Here is an 18,863-nt window from a genome sequence, read left to right on the forward strand (position 1 = left end):
CGGGGTCAGGACAGGGCGTCGAAGAGGAACTGGGGGGCGAAGCCCAGGGCCACGGCCGCGGCGGCTGCGGTGATCAGGGCTGCGGCTACCGGGCGGGTCACGGGGAGGCGTGGGTGGGTGGCGGCCTCGAGCAGCTCGGGGTCGGCCACGGCGAGGCCGACGCGGGGCGGGGCGGAGTAGAGCAGGGCGGCGACCCGGACGTAATAGGCCAGCGCGATCACGGCGTTGAGGGCCACGATCACGGCCAGCCACGTCTGGCCGCCGTCGATCAGCGCGTCGACGACGGTGACCTTGGCGAACAGGCCCGCCAGGCCCGGGGGAAGGCCGGCCAGACCGGCCAGGGCGAGCACGAGCGCGGCGCCCAGCCAGGGGGAACGACGGGCGGCGCCCCGGTAGGCCGTGATGTCGCCGCCGTCGGCGCGGGGCGGGCGCAGGGCCACCACCACGCCGAACGCGATGAACTCCAGGATCACGAAGAAGACCGCGTACGCGATCGCGGCTTCGACGCCGTCCGCACCCAGGGCCAGCGGGGCCAGGATGTAGCCGGCCTGGGCGATCGACGACCAGGCGAGCAGGCGGACCATGCGGGTCTGGCGCAGCGCGACCAGGTTGCCGACCGTCATCGTCAGCAGGGCCAGCAGCGCGGTCAGGGTGGCGGCGTCGAGGCGGGTCACGACCGCGGCCAGCGCGAGCACGCCGCCCAGCTTCGAGGCCGTGGACAGGTAGGCGGCGACCGGGAGCGGCGCACCCTCGTACGTGGGTGGGGCCCAGGCATGCAGCGGGACGGCGGCCACCTTGAACGCGAGACCGATAACGAGCAGGGCCACGCCGGCCTGGGCGACCGGCTCGGCAGGACCGGCCCCGTTGATCAGGCGGTCGAAGTGCAGCGCGCCGGTGGCGGCGTAGTTGAGGGCCGCGCCGAGCAGGGCGATCGTCGTGGACAGGACGCTGATCAGGAAGAACGTGACCGAGGCGGACGCGGCCGAGGTGGTCACCGGCTCCCCCGGCGCGAACCGGCGCAGGCCGACGAGCAGGTAGAGCGGCAGGGTCAGCGTCTCCAGGCCGACAATCAGCGTGATCAGGTCGCCGGAGTAGCCGACCACCACGCCACCCGTCATCGAGGCGGCCAGCAGGAAACAGAACTCGCCGGCGGGCGCCGTGCCCAGACGCAGCGACGGGATCGAGAGGGCGAGCACGCCGACGGTCAGGGCGGCGAAGACGACCGCGGCGGTGGCGGCCACCGGGCTGGGCACCCACGAGCAGGCGCCGCCGGTGGGATCGCAGAACGTGCCGGCCCGCGAACCGGTGACGATCGCGGCGACGACGGTGGCCGCCCCGCCCACGAACAGGGTGCCGAAGACGGCCGTACGGCGGGACAGCAGCAGATCGGCCAGCAGGACGAGCACCGCTGTGCCGGCCGCGGCGTACAGGGGAAGCAAGGAGACGTGGTCGACGGACTGAGCCCTCATCGAAGTGCCTCCGTCAGGGCTCGCACGGGCGCGCTCGTCGCGGCCAGCACCAGGAGCGGCGCGACGCCCACGGCCAGGGTCAGGGCGGCCAGCGGCGACCAGGCCAGCCACTCGACGCCGGTGATCGCCGACGGCACGGGTCTGGTGGACGGGCCGTGCGTGACCTTGCGGAGCAGCCGCAGGAAGTAGGCGGCGGTGAGGGCCCCGCCGATCGCGGCCAGCACGGCCAGCGTCACCCACAGGCCGCCGCCCCGCTCGACCGCGGCGACCACGGCGAACGCCTCACCCCAGAAGCCGGCCAGACCGGGCAGGCCGAGCGAGGCGATGGCGGCGAAACCGAGCAGGCCGGCCAGCCGGGGCGCCGACTCGCGCAGGCCACCCAGGTCGGCCAGCTCGCCGGTGTGCGCCCTGTCCTTGATCGCGCCCGCCAGGAAGAACAGCAGTCCGGTGATGACCCCGTGCGCGACGTTGCCGAGCAGCGCCGCCTGGATTCCGGTGGCGGTCAGCGTGGCGATGCCGAGCAGCACGAACCCCATGTGACCGACGCTCGAGTAGGCGATCAGGCGCTTCAGCTCGGTCTGTCGCAGGCAGATCAGCGAGCCGGCCAAGACGGCGGTCACGGCCAGAATGCCGAGCACAGGAGCGGCCCACTCGGCGCCCAGCGGTGTGACACCGACACCGATCCGGATCAGGCCGTACGTGCCCATCTTCAGCAGCACGCCGGCCAGGATCACCGAGCCCACCGTCGGGGCCTGGGTGTGCGCGTCGGGCAGCCAGGTGTGCAGCGGCCAGAGCGGGGCCTTCACCGCGAACGCGATGGCGAACAGGGCGAACGCGCCGTACTGGGTGGATCGGCTCAGGCCGGAGCCGCCGGTGAGCTGGACGATGTCGCCGGTGCCCGCCTCGACGGCGACCAGCACCACGCCGAGCAGCAGCAACACCGAGCCGAACAGCGTGTACAGGACGAACTTGCGGGCGGCGCGACGTCTGTCCTCGCCACCCCAGCCCACGATCACCGCGTACATGGGGAGCAGGACGACCTCGAAGAAGAGGAAGAAAAGGATCAGGTCGAGGGCCAGGAACGTGCCGAGGATGCCCGTCTCGAGGACCAGGAGCAGGGCCACGAGCGTACGGCCGGAGCCGCCGTCGGGAACCTTGCGAACGGTGTACGCGCAGCAGAGCAGGGTGAGCAGGCCGGTGAGCGCGATGAGGGGGTAGGACACCCCGTCGACGCCGAGGTGGAAGTCCAGGTGCAGGGCGGGAACCCAGGACCGGTCGACCTCGGCCCACGTTCCGGTGGTGCGGGCGAAGGCCAGCATGACGATCGGGACCATGGCGGCCGCGGCGAAGATCGTGCCGGTGATGCGGGCCGCGTGGTCCTTGTCCCGGGGGAACAGCGCGAGCACGCTGGCGCCAAGGGCCGGGATGAGGAGAAGAACGACAAGGGCCGCGTTCATGCGGCGGCTCCGAACAGGACGACGGCGACGCCGAGCAGCAGGGCGCCGGCGAGGACGACGGCGGCCGCCACGGGCAGGGGGATGCGATGGGCGTACGCGAGGGCGGTGCCGACGGTCGAGGTGGTGGCGCCAGTGCCTTCGACGGCCGCGTCCACGACCTTGTCGTCGACCGTGGTCACCGCCCGGGCGAGTGCGCGTGTCGGGCGTACGAGGAAACGGTCTTGAATGTCGTCGAGGCGGAACCCGGCCGCCAGCAGGGGACGAGCGCGCCTGAGAGCCGCCGCCGGATCGACCCCGGGCACCTCGCGCCACAGCCACCAGGCGGCCGTCGCCCCGGCCGCCAGCAAGATCAAGGGCAGCACGACGGCGACGCTGAGATGAGGCTCGTCGAGCTCGAGGGCGGTGCGGAAACCGGGCGCGTACGCGATCAGGCCGAGCAACGCCGACGGAACCGCGAGCAACAGGATCGGCCAGCGCATCAGCCCCGGCGGGTCGTGCGGCGCGGCGGGTTCGGTGTACCGCGCGTCGTCGAAACCGACCTCCCAGTCCGGGCCGTCGGGGCCGTGTGCCCGGGAGACGCCGAGGAACGCCCAGAGCAGCAGACGGGTGGCGTACCAGGCGGTGATGCCCACGGCGAGCAGCGCGACGATCCAGACCAGCCAGCCGACCCAGACCGGCGTCGCCTGACCGGCCTCGGTGGCGTGCGTGGCGGCGGTGACCACGTTCTCCTTCGACCAGAACCCGGCGAGCGGTGGCAGACCGGCCAGCGCGCCGAGGCCGACGACGAACGACCAGAACGTGACGGGCATGTGTTCACGCAGGCCACCCATGCGGGACAGGTAGTTGGTGCCGACGGCGTGGATCACCGCGCCCGCCGCGAGGAACAGCAGGGCCTTGAATGCGGCGTGCGTGAGCAGGTGGAACAGCGCGGCGGCGGGTGAGCCGACGGCCAGGGCGCCGGTCATGTAGCCGATCTGACTCACCGTCGACCAGGCCAGAACCCGCTTCAGGTCGTCCTGGGCCATGGCGCTGAGCGCGCCGAGCAGGATCGTGATCGCGGCCATGACCCCGAGCACGGCCAGGGCGGCCGGCGACTGCTGATAGAGCGGGTAGAGCCGGAACACGACGTAGACACCGGCGGCGACCATCGTGGCCGCGTGGATCAACGCCGAGATCGGGGTCGGGCCGGCCATCGCGTCGGGCAGCCACGTGTGCAGCGGGAACTGGGCGCTCTTGCCGGCCACCCCGGCCAGGATCAGGATCAGCGCGGCGGTGTGCGGCGGCTCGGCCAGCACGGCGGAGATCTGGCTGGTTCCGGTGTCGACGATCAGGATCGCCACGCCGAGCAGGAAACCGACGTCGCCGACCCGGGTGACCAGGAACGCCTTGACCGCGGCGGCCGGGGCCTCGGGCAGCCGGCGGTCGTGGCCGATCAGCAGGTAGGAACAGGCGCCCATCACCTCCCAGCCGATCAGCAGCGTGATCAGGTCGCCGCTGGTGACCACCAGGAGCATCGCGCCGGTGAAGAGGCTGATCTGGGCGGCGTACGGGGCGTACCGGGGGTCGTCGTGCAGGTAGGCGACCGAATAGACCTGGACGGCGAGGGCCACGGCGCAGACAGCCAGGGCGACGTAGAGGGCCGCGTGGCCGGCGCTGATGCCGAGCGTGAGCCGGATGTCGCCGAAGCTCACCCAGTGTGTTGTCCACTCGACGGGCTTGGTCGCTGTCAGTAGGACGCCGAGAGTCACCAGGAGTGAGACGGCGGCGCCGGTGATGCCGAGGACTGCGGCGGGGCGGCGGCGGGCCCGGTTGTCATCGGGGGGCAGCAGAAGACCCAGAAGGCCCAAGAGCAGCGGTACGCCGGGAATCAGCGCGGCGGCGGTCATGGGGTCACCCGCCGCTCGTGGTCGTGCTCGTGCAACGCCACCTCGTCGAGCACCACGGAGCGGTGCAGCCGGTAGTACTGCAGCACGATGGCCAGACCCACACCAACCTCGGCGGCGGCCAGGACGATCACGAACAACGCGAAGATCGCACCGGCCCGGGGCTCGGGAACGGCGTTGGCCCAGGCCTCGGGCTGCACGTCGGTGAGGGTGGACTTGATCGTGCTGTCGGCCGCGACCAGGATCAGGTTGACGGCGTTCAACATGAGCTCGACGGCCATCAGGACGAGGATGGCGTTGCGCCGGCGGAGGACGCCGTAGACCCCCAGGGCGAAGAGCAGGGCGGCTACGACGTACGGGATGACCGCGTGCATCAGGTCCCCTCGCCCTCGGCCGTGGGGTCCTCGGCCGTGGGGTCCTCGCCGCTGGACAGTGCGCGATCTGGTTCCCGCTTGGGCAGCGCTCGGGTTTCGTTTTTGGGCAGCGCTCGGGTTTCCTCTTGAGGCAGCGCTCGGGCTTCCTTCTGAGGTAGCGCTCGGGCTTCCTTCTGAGGTAGCGCTCGGGCTTCCTTCTGAGGCAGCGCTGGTGTGGACGGCTCTCCGCTTGGGAGGGCGGGGCCGCCACGGCTTGTCTCGGTGCTGGTGCCCTCGATGATCCCGGGCTCGCTGCCTCTCTCTTTCGACCTGCCGCCCTTCCCGCTGCCCACTCCCCCCGAATCCGACATTTCCGATTCATCCGGCACGCCGAGTTTAGGGGCGGACTCGCGAGCGCCGAAAACGACGTCACGGGCCTGATCCTTGAGGACGTCCTCGCGGGTGGGTTCGCTCTTCGGCGTGGGCTCACCGGCCCGATCTTCGGCTGCCCGTTCGGCGGCATGCTGGGCTCGCACTCGCGCCTGGGCGGCGGCCTGACGAGCGGCGATCCGCTCCAACCGGGCGACCACCTCGGGCGACTCCGCGACCGGGTCGGGCGGTGGCGGCTCGGCGCCGGCGTTGGGGTCGGGCCGGGCGCCGATGTCGGGGCGCGACAGCACGATCGCGCCGACGAGGGCGGCGAGCAGCAGGATCGACAGCACCTCGAACGGCAGCACCCAGGCGCCGAAGATCTGCTCCCCGACCCGGCGGCCGTCCCCGGGCGGGGGCAGCTCGAACTCCGTCCAGCGGAACGCGTCGACCAGCAGAACCGTGAGACCGAGCCCGACACCGGCGCCGATGATCGCGGCGGGCAGGGCGGGCCGGTCGAGATCCTTGGACGGCCCGATCGGCGCCCGGGTCAGCATGACGGCGAAGAGCAGCAGCACCACGACCGCGCCGACGTACACGAGGATCTGCACCCAGGCCACCAGCTCGGCCCCGAGCACCAGATAGAGCCCGGCGACCGCCCCCAGGCTGACCACCAGATAGAAGCCGGCACGGACCAGGTGCGCGCTGGTGACGACGAGCGCGCCGGACCCGACCGCGATCGCGCCGAGAGCCAGCATCAGCGCGTCCGCGACCGTCACCGCTCCCGCTCCGCTTCACCGGCGGACGGGTCGGCCGGCGGGGTCGCCTTCGCGGGCGGCGTCGTCTTCGTAGGTCGCGTTGCCTCTGCCTCTGCCGGCATTGTCGGTGCTATCGGTGCTGTCGCCTCCGCCGGTGCTGTCGGCGCTGCTGGCGCTGTCGGCGCTGCTGGCGCTGTCGATGCGGTCGGTGCTGTCGCTTTTGTCGGCCGGGTCCCTGCGGGGGACGCGCCAGGACGGCGGGCGGTCTTGGCCGCCGTGGCCGCACCCGGGCCGGCCGCCTTTCGAGCCGCCGTGGCCTCTTCCTTGGACGGCTCGCCCAGCACGTCGTGGGCGGGCGGCGGAGGCACCGTACGCATCCAGTCGCCCAGGCGGTCCTTGGAGTGCAGCAGGTCGAGGACGTCGGTCTCGGCGTACTCGAATTCCGGGGTCCAGTGCAGCGCGTCGAAGGGACAGACCTCGATGCAGATGCCGCAGTACATGCAGAGCGAGAAGTCGATGTCGAACCGGTCGAGCACGTTGCGCTGCCGCGAGCGCGCGGCCCCCGGGACCACGACCTCTTCCTTGTGCGAGTCGATGTAGATGCACCAGTCGGGGCACTCCCGGGCGCACAGCATGCAGACCGTGCAGTTCTCTTCCAGGAGCGCGATCACGCCGCGGCTGCGCGGGGGCAGCTCGGGTTCGACGTCCGGATACTGCTGGGTGATCGACCGCTGGGTCATCGTCTTGAGCGTGACCGCGAGCCCCTGCACAAGGCCCTTCCCAGGCGTGCTCCGCTCCCCGTCGTCACTCACAAACGCATATCCTGCCCCGTCGCCCCCTTTCATGCGAGCACACCCCCAACAGATCTTCCGCCGGGTTGTGCCTAGAGGAGCACCTTGACCGCGGCGGTCAGCACCAGCTGGGCCAGCGCCAGCGGGACAAGGATCAGCCAGCAGAGCCGTTGCAGTTGGTCCTCGCGCAGGCGGGGGAAGCTGACGCGCAGCCAGATGATCACGAAGGAGACGGCGAAGATCTTCGCCAGCGTCCACAGCCAGCCGAGCTGGTCGGCGAACGGGCCGTGCCAGCCGCCGAGGAAGAGGACGGTGGTCAGGGCGGCGATCACGATGATGCCGACGTACTCGGCGAGCAGGAAGAACGCGAACCGCAGGCCGGTGTACTCGGTCATGTAGCCGAAAACCAGCTCCGAGTCGGCGATCGGCATGTCGAACGGCGGGCGGCGGATCTCGGCCAGGCCGGCCACGAAGAACACGACTGCGGCGGGGGCCTGCCAGAGCAACCACCACGGGCGCCAGGCCTCGACGATGCCGGGCAGGCTGAGCGTGCCCGCGGCCATGGCGACGCTGGCCGCGGCGAGCACCAGCGGCAGTTCGTAACCGAGCAGCTGAGCGGCGCCGCGCAGGCCGCCGAGCAGGCTGTACTTGTTGGCCGAGGCCCAGGCGGACATGAGGACGGCGAGCACGCCGACACCGAGAACGGCGAGCACGAAGAACAGGCCGACGTCGAGCGCCTGGGCGACGAGACCGTTCGGGCCGAGCGGGATGACGAGCAGGACCAGCAGATACGGGAAGAGGGCGACGATCGGGGCGAGCCGGAACACCCGGCTGTCGGCCGCGCCGGGCGCGACGTCCTCCTTCTGCACGAACTTGACGCCGTCGGCGACGAGCTGCGCCCAGCCGTGGAACGCGCCCGCGTACATCGGGCCGAGGCGACCCTGCATGTGGGCCATGACCTTGTGCTCGGCCTGGCCGACAACCAACGGGAGCAGCAGGAACGCGACGACGACGGCGACCACCCGGACGACGAGGTCGAGCCAGATCGGCATCAGGCGCCCTCCCCCGCCCGAGGACCCCACTCTTTCGGGTCGGGAACGCCGGGCGGGCGCATCGGGGCGCGTTTCGTCGTGCCGGCCTCGGACTCGCCGGGTTCCTTGGCGCCGGGCCACGCCTTGGCGACCCGGGAGGCCAGCACGAACTCCTTGCGCAGCGGGTGACCCTCGAAGCCGGGCGGCAGCAGCAGGGGACGCAGGTCGGGATGCCGGGCGAAGGTGATGCCGAACATCTCGTACGTCTCCCGCTCGTGCCACGAGGCGCCCGGGAAGAGCTCGACAACCGACTCGATCACCGGGTTGTCACGGGCCACAAGCGTGCGCAGCAGCAGCGCGTGCCGGCGCCGGGTCGACCACAGGTGCGCGACCAGGCGGAAACCGTCGTCGAGTTCGTCGACGGCGGACAGCCAGTCGAAATAGTCGCAGCCGAGGGCGCCGTTGTGCTTGGCCGTGCCCACCGCCTCCCACCAGCGGGCGACCGGCACGTCGACCACCGCGCGCTCGTGCCCGGGGCCGCCGCCCGAGAGGCCGGCCACGATCTCGCCCGGAGGCGCGTCCGGCGAGTCGTCCGTCAGCAGCGCGACGAGGCGCTCGCCGACCTCTTCAGGCGTCATGGGGTCATCCTAGGGTTTCTCCGGTCACAGCCCGGGGAGTCGGCCGTTGCGGAAGACGTCGACGAAGTCCTGGTGGTCCTCACGCGCCTGATCGCCGTAGCGGTGGGCGAACTCGACCAGGTGCTGCACGAAACCGGCCTCGTCCTTGTCGATCGCGGCCACGATCGTTTCCTCGGTGGAGAAGTCGACCAGGTCGTGACTGGACTCGTCGTCGGCCACCGAGTGCATGCGGGCGACGGCCCGGCCCAGGTCGGCGATCACCCCGGCCAGCTCGTCGGGTTCGTTGACATCGGACCAGTCCAGGTCGGCCGCGTACGGCGAGACCTCGGCGACGAGCTGCCCCACGCCGTTCAGCGTCGTGTAGCCCACCCACGGGTCGGCGTGGGCCTGCAACGCGTGCTGTGACTCGGCCGTACGGTGGCCCTGGTGCTCGAAATAGCCCCGGACCCGCTCGTCGTCGATCCAACGGGCGACCGCCGGGACCTGCGCCTGCTTCATGTAGATGATCACGTCGTTCTCGAGCGCCTGGGTGTGCCCCTCGAGCAGCATGTTGTACGACGGCAGGCCGGCCGAACCGATCCCGACGCCCTTGCGCAGCTTGATGTCCTTGATGTGACTGGCCACCGGCCGGGTCTGCTCGGGCAGGGTCGGCAGATATCGCTCGTACGCCTCGAGCACCGCCGCCCGGGTGGCCTCGTCGACCTCGTAGACGCCGTCGGCCAGAGCGAACCGGCGCTCGTAGTCGTCAATCGTGGTCTGGGAGTTGAGCAGGTCGATGCGGGTGCTGAGGCGGGCCCGCTGCAACACGCGGCGCAGTACGCCGTCCGCGTTCTCCAGGGTGATCGAGCCGATGGCGTCGTCGCCACCGTGCGCGAGCGCGCGAAGTTCGGTCAGGTAGGACTGCGCGAACCCGGTGACCAGCGCGGTGATGAGCTCGTCGGAGAGGGCTTTGGAGTAACCGATCAGGGCGACGCTGGCCGAGAAGCGCTTGAGATCCCACGAGAAGGGACCCACGTACGCCTCGTCGAAGTCGTTGACGTTGAAGACGAGCTGCCCGGACGCGTTCATGTAGGTGCCGAAGTTCTCGGCGTGCAGATCGCCGTGGATCCACACCCGGCTGGTGTGCTCGTCGAGGAAGCTGTTGTCGGCGTACGCCCCGGACAGGTCGGCGTAGAACAGCGAGGCGCTGCCGCGGTAGAAGGCGAAGGGCGACGCCGCCATCTTGCGGAACTTCCGCCGGAAAGCGGCCGGATCAATGGCGATCAGCTCGCCGAATTCCCTGTTCAGAACGTCGATGATGAAGTCGGCACGCGACTGGTCCGTCATGGTGCGGACACTAGTCCCCACTTGATCGCGGCGGAGTCACCAAAGGGGCAGTCAACGCCAGCGGATCGGGTCGCGACACACCACCCGGACCGGCCTGCTCGGCGGCGATCTTTTCCTGCAGGCGGAGGATGCCGTGCAGCAGGGCCTCGGGCCGGGGCGGGCAGCCGGGGACGTAGACGTCGACGGGGATGATCTGGTCGACGCCCTTGGTCACCGAGTAGGAATCCCAGTAGGGACCCCCGCAGTTGGCGCAGGAACCGAACGAGATCACGTATTTCGGCTCGGGCATCTGGTCGTAGAGCCGCTTGATCGCGGGGGCCATCTTGTCGGTCACCGTGCCCGAGACAACCATGAGGTCGGCCTGGCGCGGGCCGTGCGCGAACGGGATGACGCCCATGCGCATGAAGTCGTGGCGGCTCATGCTGGACGCGATGAACTCGATCGCGCAGCACGCCAGCCCGAAGTTGAACACCCAGAGGGAGTAGCGCCGCCCCCAGTTCAGCACGAACCGGATGGGTTCCCCGAGCACTCCTGGCAGACCGGACACGACGTCAACCTACTCCGTCTCACGAGCCGACGCGTCCGGACCAACCCCGCTCGCGGCGGCCGGACCATCCGGGCCGGGCCTGCTCGCACTAGCCGGACCACCCGGACCGAGCCCGCTCGTGGCGGCCGGACCACCCGGACCGGGCCCGCTCGCACCGGCCGGACCACCGGGACCGGGCCCAGTTGGGTCAGCCGGGCGTTGGAGCAGGCTCAGGAAGCCGGTGAGCAGGGCCTCGCGCAGCGCCGGCGGGGCGACATTGAGCAGCGAGTTGACCGCTGCCATGCGGGTGAAGTCGCCCCCGCCCAGCCCGAGGCCCTGAGCCAGACCGGCGATCAGCTCGGGCGTGACCATCTCGGGGGTGAGCGCGCCTGCCGCCTCCAGGAGGACGGGTGGGATGTCGGCAGGGCCGGCCGCGCGGGCTGCGGCCACGGCCACGGCGAGATCGGGTGCGAACTCGGCGACGGTCGATGCCACGGCGGCGGTCACGGTGAGGTGGATGGTGGCGGGCATTTCCCCGTACGCCATCTGGGGCTGGGTGTGCCAGCCACGCGCCGCAAGCTCATCGGCCAGGACGAACAGGTCCACGGCGGCCGCTGTCACGGCACGGGTGTCGCCGGCGTTGTCGGAGCGGGGCTCAACCGCTCCGGCGTCGGGACGGGGCTCAACGGCTCCGGCGGCGGGACGGGGCTCGACGGCTGCGGCGGCGGGACGAGTTTCGGCGGGACGAGTTTCGGCTGCTGCGGGACGCGTGTCGGCGGCTGCGGCGGCGTGACGGGTGTCGGCTGCTGCGGGACGCGTGTCGGCGGCGTGACGGGTGTCGGCTGCTGCGGGACGCGTGTCGGCGGCGTGACGGGTGTCGGCTGCTGCGGGACGCGTGTCGGCGGCGTGACGGGTGTCGGCTGCTGCGGGACGCGTGTCGGTGGCTGTGGTGTCGGCGGCCAGGCAGACGACGCTGGTCTCGGGTGGGGCGAACAGGCGTACGCCATCGGTCTGGCTCACCGCCTCGGCCAGTGTGGCGACCGCCTCGCGGGTGCGGGCGGCCAGCTCGAGGTAACCAGCGTCGCCGATGTGGCGCAGGGTGGCCAGAGCCGCGGCGATCGGGCCGCCGGAGCGCGTCGACGAGATGACCGGGTTGATCATCGTGTAGCCCGGCCAGCCCGCGTACGCGAAATACTGCGGGAGGCGCAGCCCTTCGTCGCGGTGGAGCAGGATCGAGACACCCTTCGGCGCGTACGCGTATTTGTGCAGGTCAACCGAGATGCTGGTGACCCCGGGGACGGCGAAGTCGAACGCGGGCAGGTCGGCCCCGAGCCGGCGGAGGTAGGGCAGCACCCAACCGCCGAAGCACGCGTCCACATGGAAGCGGACGCCCCGCTCGGCGGCGATCGCGGCGAGCTCGGGAATGGGGTCGACGACGCCGTGGGCGTAGGAGGGCGCCGACGCGGCGACGAGAACGGTGTCGGAGGCGATGCGCTCGGCGATCGCGGCCGGGTCAGCGCGCAGATCGGCCCCGACGGGCACCACGTCGAGAGCGACCCGCAGATAGTGGGCGGCCTTGGCGAACGCGGCGTGGGCCGTCGACGGGATCACGAGACGCGGGGTGACCAGCTCGGGCCGGGAGTCGCGGGCGGCCTTGACCGCCAGGATCAGCGACTCGGTGCCGCCGCTGGTGACGCTGCCGACCGTGCCACCGTCACCGTTGAGCAGGCGAGCGGCCGCGCCGACGAGAGCGTTTTCCATCGCCAGCAGGGACGGGAACGCAGTCGGGTCGAGGCCGTTGACGTGCGCGGAGATCGCATAGGCCTGCCGGGCCAGCTCGTCGAGCCCGTCGAGCGCGGGGTCGTAGACATAGGCGAAGAGCCGGCCGCCGTGAGTGGGCAGGTCGGCGGACCGCAGCTCGCTCAGCTCGGCGAGGATCTGCTCCCCCGGAACACCCTTCTCGGGCAGCGCCTCCAACATGCCGATCACGCTATCCCAGGGCGGGAGCGGTGAGGACCGCCGGAAGTAGGGCCTCGCACCAGTACCGAAGTAGCTGTTCCGGCCACGCTCACGGGTGTCGAATGACGTCGCGATAAGCCCGCAGCAGCACAACCGCGACGCCGACGAGAAGGGCGGGGACGACAGTGAAACCGAGCAGCACACCCAGACGAGCGGTGTCGTCCTGGCGTGCCGCCTCGCCGGTCGACGATGAGACGTATCCGAAAAGCTGGAGGATCAGGGCGTACAGACCGGGTCCGAGGGCGAGTCCGAGGGTCTCCCCAGCGGTCCACAGGCCGGTGAAGACCCCGGCCTGACGACGGCCGGTGCGCTCGGTGTCGTAGGCGATGCAGTCCGGCAGCATCGCCATTGCGAAGACCTGCTGGCCGGCGTACCCGACGCCGATCACCGCGACGACCAGATAGACGGCCACCGGGGGCAGCGCGGGCGCGGAGAGCAGGGCGAGGGCGCCCGCCGCAAAGAGCAGCGACCCGACCGCCAGCGACGCGGGCTTGCCGAGCCGGCGGCCGACACGGGTCCAGAGCGGCATGACCAGCAGCGCCGGCCCGACGAAGGCGGCGAACAGGAAGGTGGCACCGGAGTCGCGCTCGACGACGTGGTCGGCGAAGTACTGCACGCCGGCGAGCATCGTGCCGATCCCGACGGCCTGGATGATCCAGAGGAGAAGCAATGCCCGGAACGGCCGGTTGGCGACGGCAACACGTATCTGCGCGCGCAGGTCCGGCTCGATCGCCTCGACCGAGCGGGAGTCGGCCGAGCGTGTTCCGAGGTAGACACCCAGCGTGCCGACGGCGATGAGCGCGCCGACGAACAGGCCCGCCCAGCGGTGCCCGGTCAACCCGTCGCCGGTTTGCTCCACGACCAGCGGGGCGAGGGCGCCCGAGATCAGAATGGCCAAGGCCAGCACGGCGACACGCCAGGTCATCAGGCGGGTGCGCTCGCCGTAGCCGTCAGTGAGCTCGGCCGGCATCGCGACATAGGGGACCTGGAAGAAGGCGTACGCGGTGGCGGCGGCGAGGAAGGCGAGAGCGACATAGAGGCCCGCGCCCGCCCCGCTGCGTACGGGCCCGGCGAAGATTGCCGTGAACAAGACGGCAAGCAGCAGGCCTGCGCCAAGCAGGAAGGGCCGCCGGTCGCCTCGGCGGTCGGAGATCCGGCCGGCGACGGGGTTGACCAACACGTCCCACGCCTTCGGCAACAGCACCAGCAGACCCGCGACGCCAGCCGCCACACCTAACGTATCGGTCAGATAGGGCAGGAGGAGCAATCCCGGCACGGTTCCGAAGGCGCCCGTGACCAGCGAACCCAATGAATATCCGGCCAAAACCCGACGAGGCAGCACGGCCGTCTGCCGTACATCGGGAGTGGGATCAGCCGTCGCCATGAACGCGGATGGTAACCACGATCATGAGTTCGCGCCTACGCTTCGCCAGATGAAAAAGGTTGCGGCCGGGGTCGCCGCCAGCCATCCGGCCACGGCCGCGACCGCGCTGCGAATCCTGCGGGACGGCGGAACGGCGGCGGACGCGGCGGTCGCTGCCGTGCTGGCCTGCTGCGCGGCCGAGACGATCTACACCGGGCTGGGCGGCGGAGGCTTCGCCACCTACTTCGACGCTGCTCGGGGCGAGGTCACCTGTCTCGACTTCTTTGTAGCGGTGCCAGGCACCGACGGCGATCGCGAGGCCGGGCCGATGGTCGCGGTCGACGTGTTCTTCGGCGGCATGCCGCAGGTCTATTCGATCGGCGGCGCGAGCGTCGCGGTGCCCGGCGTTCCGGCGGGCTGCGGCGAGGTGCACCGGCGCTGGGGCCGGCTGCCGTGGTCCGAGGTCGTGGCGCCCGCGGTCGAACTGGCGACCGAGGGCGTGCCGGTGCCGGCCGCGCACGCCGAGACGCTCGAATCGTGCGCGCCCGCGCTGGCCTGGGGCGAGGGGGCCGAGGTCTACACGCCGAACGGCCGGCGGCTGCGAGGCGGCGACCGGCTGTTCCACCATGGACTCGGCACGGCGATGGCCCGCCTGGCCGAGGCAGGGCCGGACGTCTTCTACACCGGCGAGTACGCGACAGTCATGGTCGACGCGGTGCGCGCGGCCGGCGGTTCGCTGGGCCCACGTGACCTGGCCGGCTATCGGGTGCTCGAGACACCGGTCGACCAGGCGACACTGGCCGGGCACCGGGTCCTCGCCCGCCACGACATGAACCGCACGGTCGACACGATCGCGGCTCTGCCCGCCGACCTGTCCCGCCCCGGCCGGGCCGTTGCCGTGGCCACGGCGTTGCGCGACCGGGGCCGGCAGAAGATCGGCGACACGACCAACGTCTCGGTGGTGGACGCGGACGGCAACGCCTGTGTGATCACGACGACGCTGGGGCTGGGATCCGGGGTGTGGTTGCCCGGGCTCGGCATCAACCTGAACTCCATGCTGGGCGAGGGCGAGCTGGTCACCGGCGACATGCAGCCCGGCCGGCGGATGTCGTCGAACATGTGCCCGCTCGTGGTGATCGACCCGGACGGCGACCTCGCCGTGGCGGCCGGGTCGGCCGGGGCCAGCCGGATCCGGACGGCCCTGGTCGACACGCTGCTCGGGACGCTCGTCGACGGCCTGGACATGACTTCGGCGATCGCGCGGCCCCGGTTCCACGTCGTCGACGACACCGTGCACGTCGAACCGGGTTACCCCCGTGACGAACTCGGCGCCCTGGCCATGGCGGGCTGGCCGATCAGGCAGTGGCCGGAGCTGAACCACTACTTCGGCGGGGTGACCGCGGTCGGCCAGGCCGGCGCGGCGGGGGATCCTCGCCGCGCGGGCGTCGGCCTGTTGCTGTGAACCGTCTGCTCGCCTGTGGACAACCCGGTTCCGGGGCTTGACACGGCGTAGCCTCTACGGCATTTCCCAGGGCGGGTGGGGGAGGCGGCGGCTGCTCCCGACAATGATCACTGCCGGCGGGATGCAGGCGCCAGTTCAGGCGATCACACGCGGCGGGATGCAGGCGCCCGATCAAGCGATCACACGCGGCGGGATGCGGGTGCCGGATCAAGCGATCACATGCGCCGGGCGGCGATGGCTTCGGCGTCTCCGGCTGTCTCGCGGATGCCGACCTCGATCGGGGTGGGCCGCAGGTCGAAGGTGCGCTCGGTCAGCGAGCTGTCCAGGTGGAACGGCCGGTAGAACTGGTAGTCCATCTCGGCCAACTCGCGGGCCATCGGCGCGACCAGCCCGGCCGTACGCATCACGAAGCGCGGCATCTTGTGCATCGTCAGGTGCGGCCGGCCGATCAGGTCGCAGTAGCGGGCGGCCAGTTCGCGGATCGTGATGGCGGGCGCGGTCGGCGCGTGCCAGGCCTTGCCCCAGGCCCGCTCGTCGTGGGCCAGCGCGACCATCGTCCGAGCCATGTCGCCGGTGTAGGTGAAGCTGTGCGGCAGGTCGGGGTCGCCGGGCACCCACGCCGCGCGGCCGGAGGCGATCGCGGGCAGGATGCTGTACGAGAAGACGCCCACAGCGCCCGCGCCGATGTAGTCGGAGCCGCGGACCTCGACCGTGCGGACACCGCCGGCCAGGGCGTCGCGCCACATCTTGGTGCGTACCTGGCCCTTGCGGCCGACGGCGGCCAGCGGGCTGTTCTCGGTCATGTGCCCGCCGGGCTGGGGGCCGTAGCCGTACAGGTTCCCGGTGATCATGTAGACGGCGCCGGCCGCCTTGGCCGCTGCGATCATGGCGTCGTTCATTGGGAACCAGAGCTTCTCCCACTCGGTGTAGCGCGGGTTGGCGCTGTTGTAGAGGGTCTCGGCGCCCTGGGTGAGCTCGGTGAGGCGCCGGGTGTCGGCAGCGTCCGCGGCCACGAGCTCGATCAGCGGGTGCGACGGACCCCGGCCGCTCCGGGTGATCATGCGGACCCGGTCGCCGCGCTCGGTGTGGAGACGGGCGATGGAGGCGCCGATGGGACCGGAACCGACGATGACATGAGTCGACATTGCTGTTCTCCCTTGCGATCAGTGCTCTCTAACAAGAACAACGATTCCACGCCGTCACGCGAAATGCAAGAGCAGTGCTCTCGGTATGGCACACTGGCCGCATGAGCGCCTCCGGAGTACGCGCCCGAGTGCGGGCCGAGATGACCGAAGAGATCAAGACCGTGGCCCGCCGGCACCTCGCCACCGACGGTGCCAACCTGTCGCTGCGAGCGGTCGCCCGCGACCTGGGGATGGCCTCGTCGGCGGTCTACCGGTACTTCGCGAGCCGCGACGAGCTGCTGACCGCGCTGATCATCGACGCGTACAACTCGGTCGGTGAGAGGGCGGAGCAGGCCGCGGCCACCAAGACCGACGAGCTCGGCAAATTCCTCGCGCTGACCCACGCCGTACGGGAATGGGCCCTGACCGACCCGCACCAGTGGGCGCTGATCTACGGCAGCCCGGTGCCCGGCTATCAGGCGCCGCAGGACACGGTCGGCCCCGCCACCCGGGTGATCCTGCTGATCGCGAGCCTGGTCGAGTCCGCGTACCGCAACGGCCGGATCGCCGAGCGGGCGCCGGTCACCGGGCGCTACGCCGAGGAGCTGGCCGTGGTCGCCGAGCAGTTCACCGCGGGCGCTCCCCCGCGCCTGGTCGCGGCGGCGATGTCGGCCTTCCTGCACATGAGCGGCGCGATCAGCGGCGAGCTGTTCGGGCAGCTCAACAAGTCGGTCGACGAGGACCGGAGGGGCTTTTTCGAGTTCCAGATGCGCGGGGCGGCGTACCTCATCGGGCTGACCGACGCGCTCTGAGCCAGGTCAGGGCTGCCAGCCCGCGCGCGACATGTCCACCTTTTCGCCTTTCAGCGGCACGCCCTCGGACAGCAACCGCTGACGGGCCTCCTGCTCGTGGCCCGGGGGCAGACGACCCGAGCTGTTCACCACCCGGTGCCAGGGGACGCCGCCACCGTGCCGGGCCATGATCGTGCCGACCTGCCGGGCGGAGTTACGGCCCGACACGTCGGCCAGCGCGTCGGCGATCGCGCCGTACGACATCACGCGGCCCTCAGGGATGCGCTCCACGAGGGAAAGCACCTCTTCGACGTACTCCTGTGGTGTCACGCGGGCCACGATATGGGATCTCGGCCCGGTTCCGCCGGTCCACCCGAGCACAATTGGCCGGTGCGTGAACTGGTGACCGGAGCGCGCCGGATCGTGGTCAAGGTGGGCTCGTCCTCACTGACCACGGCGTCCGGCGGGATCGACGAGCAGCGCGTCGACGAGTTGGTCGACGTGCTCGGCGGCCTGGCCGCGGGCGGACGTGAGGTGGTGCTGGTCTCGAGCGGCGCGATCGCGGCGGGCCTGTCCCCGCTCAACCTGCCCAGCCGGCCGCGCGACCTGGCCACTCAGCAGGCGGCCGCTTCGGTCGGACAGGGCCTGCTCATCGGGCGGTACGCGGCGGGTTTCGCGCGGCACGGCCTGCAGGTCGGCCAGGTGCTGCTCACCGCCGACGACGTGACCCGCCGCGCGCACTATCGCAACGCGTACCGGACGCTGCGAAAACTGCTCGATCTGGGCGCGCTGCCGATCGTCAACGAGAACGACACGGTGGCCACCGACGAGATCCGTTTCGGCGACAACGACCGGCTCGCGGCCCTGGTCGCCGCCCTGGTCGACGCCGAACTGCTCGTGCTGCTCTCCGACGTGGACGCCCTCTACACGGGCAGCCCGTCCGATCCGTCGTCCCGTCGCATCGCGTACGTGGGAACCGATCTTGACCTTGAGGGCATCAACATCGCGTCGCCGAGCAAGTCCAAGGTCGGCACGGGCGGCATGGTGACCAAGGTCGAGGCGGCCCGGATAGCCACCGGTTTCGGGATCCCGGTCGTGCTCACCGCCGCTCCCCTCGCCGGCGCGGCGCTGGCCGGTGACGAGGTGGGCACGCTGTTCCGCCCGGCCGACAGCCGTCCCGCGGCCCGGCTCTTCTGGCTCGCGCACGCCACCGCCCCGCGCGGACGCCTCCATCTTGACCCGGGCGCGGTCGCGGCGGTGGTCGCGCGTCGCAAGTCGCTGCTGCCCGCCGGCATCACCGCGGTCGACGGCTCGTTCGCCGCGGGTGACCCGGTCGACCTGGTCGACGCCGGTTCGGGCGCACCGGTCGCCCGCGGCCTGGTCAATTACGATGCGATCGAGCTGCCCGCCCTGCTCGGCCGCACCACCGGGGAACTGGCCGCCGCCCTCGGGCCGGGATATGAACGAGAGGTCGTGCACCGCGACGACCTCGTCCTCCTATGA

14 protein-coding genes and 4 pseudogenes are annotated in these 18,863 nt (G+C 71.2%); 3 read left to right on the top strand and 15 right to left on the bottom strand.

The features are described from left to right. Positions 1–5 precede the first annotated feature (5 nt). The 13 genes and pseudogenes from C8E87_RS12500 to C8E87_RS12560 form a co-directional block, all read right to left on the bottom strand. The gene (locus tag C8E87_RS12500) at positions 6–1,469 is read right to left on the bottom strand and encodes an NADH-quinone oxidoreductase subunit N (RefSeq protein WP_133873253.1); all 1,464 of its coding nucleotides are present in this window, start codon (positions 1,467–1,469) and stop codon (positions 6–8) included. Then, positions 1,466–2,926 (bottom strand): complex I subunit 4 family protein, encoded by a 1,461-nt coding sequence (locus C8E87_RS12505; protein ID WP_133873254.1) that lies wholly within the window; start codon positions 2,924–2,926, stop codon positions 1,466–1,468. The genes C8E87_RS12500 and C8E87_RS12505 overlap by 4 nt, the downstream gene beginning before the upstream one ends. Then, positions 2,923–4,812, bottom strand: a complete 1,890-nt coding sequence (locus C8E87_RS12510) for an NADH-quinone oxidoreductase subunit 5 family protein (protein WP_133873255.1) — start codon at positions 4,810–4,812, stop codon at positions 2,923–2,925. The genes C8E87_RS12505 and C8E87_RS12510 overlap by 4 nt, the downstream gene beginning before the upstream one ends. Next, on the bottom strand, positions 4,809–5,183 hold the full coding sequence (nuoK, locus tag C8E87_RS12515) for an NADH-quinone oxidoreductase subunit NuoK (RefSeq protein WP_133873256.1): 375 nt from the start codon (positions 5,181–5,183) through the stop codon (positions 4,809–4,811). The genes C8E87_RS12510 and nuoK overlap by 4 nt, the downstream gene beginning before the upstream one ends. A 569-nt stretch (positions 5,184–5,752) precedes the next feature. Beyond that, positions 5,753–6,310 (bottom strand): annotated as a pseudogene (locus C8E87_RS12520) (NADH-quinone oxidoreductase subunit J family protein); the annotation flags it as partial. A 113-nt stretch (positions 6,311–6,423) separates the two neighbouring features. Next, positions 6,424–7,134, bottom strand: a pseudogene (locus C8E87_RS12525) (NuoI/complex I 23 kDa subunit family protein); the annotation flags it as partial. Positions 7,135–7,172: 38 nt separating this feature from the next. Next, complete coding sequence (locus C8E87_RS12530) at positions 7,173–8,132, bottom strand: complex I subunit 1/NuoH family protein (RefSeq protein ID WP_133873258.1); 960 nt, start codon at positions 8,130–8,132, stop codon at positions 7,173–7,175. Next, positions 8,132–8,749 carry an NADH-quinone oxidoreductase subunit C gene (locus tag C8E87_RS12535; RefSeq protein WP_133873259.1) on the bottom strand — a complete coding sequence of 206 codons (618 nt, stop codon included), beginning with the start codon at positions 8,747–8,749 and terminating at the stop codon, positions 8,132–8,134. The genes C8E87_RS12530 and C8E87_RS12535 overlap by 1 nt, the downstream gene beginning before the upstream one ends. Positions 8,750–8,773: 24 nt before the next feature. Further along, complete coding sequence (locus tag C8E87_RS12540; protein WP_133873260.1) at positions 8,774–10,075, bottom strand: DUF2252 domain-containing protein; 1,302 nt, start codon at positions 10,073–10,075, stop codon at positions 8,774–8,776. Between the two features lie 10 nt (positions 10,076–10,085). Then, positions 10,086–10,622 (bottom strand): NADH-quinone oxidoreductase subunit B, encoded by a 537-nt coding sequence (locus C8E87_RS12545; protein ID WP_203720484.1) that lies wholly within the window; start codon positions 10,620–10,622, stop codon positions 10,086–10,088. A gap of 192 nt (positions 10,623–10,814) precedes the next feature. Next, positions 10,815–11,207, bottom strand: a pseudogene (locus C8E87_RS47090) (aspartate aminotransferase family protein); the annotation flags it as partial. Between the two features lie 330 nt (positions 11,208–11,537). Beyond that, positions 11,538–12,581, bottom strand: a pseudogene (locus C8E87_RS12555) (pyridoxal phosphate-dependent decarboxylase family protein); the annotation flags it as partial. 88 nt (positions 12,582–12,669) lie between these two features. Then, on the bottom strand, positions 12,670–14,004 hold the full coding sequence (locus C8E87_RS12560) for an MFS transporter (RefSeq protein ID WP_133873261.1): 1,335 nt from the start codon (positions 14,002–14,004) through the stop codon (positions 12,670–12,672). A 49-nt stretch (positions 14,005–14,053) separates the two neighbouring features. Here C8E87_RS12560 and C8E87_RS12565 point away from each other — a divergent pair, with 49 nt between their 5' ends. Next, positions 14,054–15,445: a gamma-glutamyltransferase gene (locus tag C8E87_RS12565; protein ID WP_133873262.1), complete on the top strand. Its 1,392-nt coding sequence runs from the start codon at positions 14,054–14,056 to the stop codon at positions 15,443–15,445. A gap of 215 nt (positions 15,446–15,660) precedes the next feature. On the opposite strand, the gene C8E87_RS12570 is transcribed toward C8E87_RS12565, so the two are convergent. Beyond that, positions 15,661–16,590 carry a Rossmann-fold NAD(P)-binding domain-containing protein gene (locus C8E87_RS12570; protein WP_133873263.1) on the bottom strand — a complete coding sequence of 310 codons (930 nt, stop codon included), beginning with the start codon at positions 16,588–16,590 and terminating at the stop codon, positions 15,661–15,663. A gap of 101 nt (positions 16,591–16,691) precedes the next feature. On the opposite strand from C8E87_RS12570, the gene C8E87_RS12575 reads away from it, so the two are divergent. Beyond that, positions 16,692–17,381, top strand: coding sequence for a TetR/AcrR family transcriptional regulator (locus C8E87_RS12575; protein WP_133873264.1), 690 nt, complete (start codon positions 16,692–16,694; stop codon positions 17,379–17,381). A gap of 6 nt (positions 17,382–17,387) precedes the next feature. Here C8E87_RS12575 and C8E87_RS12580 read toward each other — a convergent pair whose 3' ends face one another. Further along, the gene (locus tag C8E87_RS12580) at positions 17,388–17,690 is read right to left on the bottom strand and encodes an MGMT family protein (protein WP_133873265.1); all 303 of its coding nucleotides are present in this window, start codon (positions 17,688–17,690) and stop codon (positions 17,388–17,390) included. A 12-nt stretch (positions 17,691–17,702) separates the two neighbouring features. Here C8E87_RS12580 and proB point away from each other — a divergent pair, with 12 nt between their 5' ends. After that, positions 17,703–18,863, top strand: a complete 1,161-nt coding sequence (gene proB, locus C8E87_RS12585; protein ID WP_133873266.1) for a glutamate 5-kinase — start codon at positions 17,703–17,705, stop codon at positions 18,861–18,863.

Source organism: Paractinoplanes brasiliensis (genome assembly GCF_004362215.1).
Lineage (GTDB): Bacteria > Actinomycetota > Actinomycetes > Mycobacteriales > Micromonosporaceae > Actinoplanes > Actinoplanes brasiliensis.

Coding starts and splice junctions, on each gene's coding strand:
- nuoK (WP_133873256.1), bottom strand. CDS start 5,183: ATGCACGCGGTCATCCCGTACGTCGTAGCCGCCCTGCTCTTCGCCCTG.
- C8E87_RS12570 (WP_133873263.1), bottom strand. CDS start 16,590: ATGTCGACTCATGTCATCGTCGGTTCCGGTCCCATCGGCGCCTCCATC.
- C8E87_RS12575 (WP_133873264.1), top strand. CDS start 16,692: ATGAGCGCCTCCGGAGTACGCGCCCGAGTGCGGGCCGAGATGACCGAA.
- C8E87_RS12510 (WP_133873255.1), bottom strand. CDS start 4,812: ATGACCGCCGCCGCGCTGATTCCCGGCGTACCGCTGCTCTTGGGCCTT.
- C8E87_RS12535 (WP_133873259.1), bottom strand. CDS start 8,749: ATGACGCCTGAAGAGGTCGGCGAGCGCCTCGTCGCGCTGCTGACGGAC.
- proB (WP_133873266.1), top strand. CDS start 17,703: ATGGGATCTCGGCCCGGTTCCGCCGGTCCACCCGAGCACAATTGGCCG.
- C8E87_RS12540 (WP_133873260.1), bottom strand. CDS start 10,075: ATGACGGACCAGTCGCGTGCCGACTTCATCATCGACGTTCTGAACAGG.
- C8E87_RS12560 (WP_133873261.1), bottom strand. CDS start 14,004: ATGGCGACGGCTGATCCCACTCCCGATGTACGGCAGACGGCCGTGCTG.
- C8E87_RS12505 (WP_133873254.1), bottom strand. CDS start 2,926: ATGAACGCGGCCCTTGTCGTTCTTCTCCTCATCCCGGCCCTTGGCGCC.
- C8E87_RS12500 (WP_133873253.1), bottom strand. CDS start 1,469: ATGAGGGCTCAGTCCGTCGACCACGTCTCCTTGCTTCCCCTGTACGCC.
- C8E87_RS12565 (WP_133873262.1), top strand. CDS start 14,054: ATGAAAAAGGTTGCGGCCGGGGTCGCCGCCAGCCATCCGGCCACGGCC.
- C8E87_RS12530 (WP_133873258.1), bottom strand. CDS start 8,132: ATGCCGATCTGGCTCGACCTCGTCGTCCGGGTGGTCGCCGTCGTCGTC.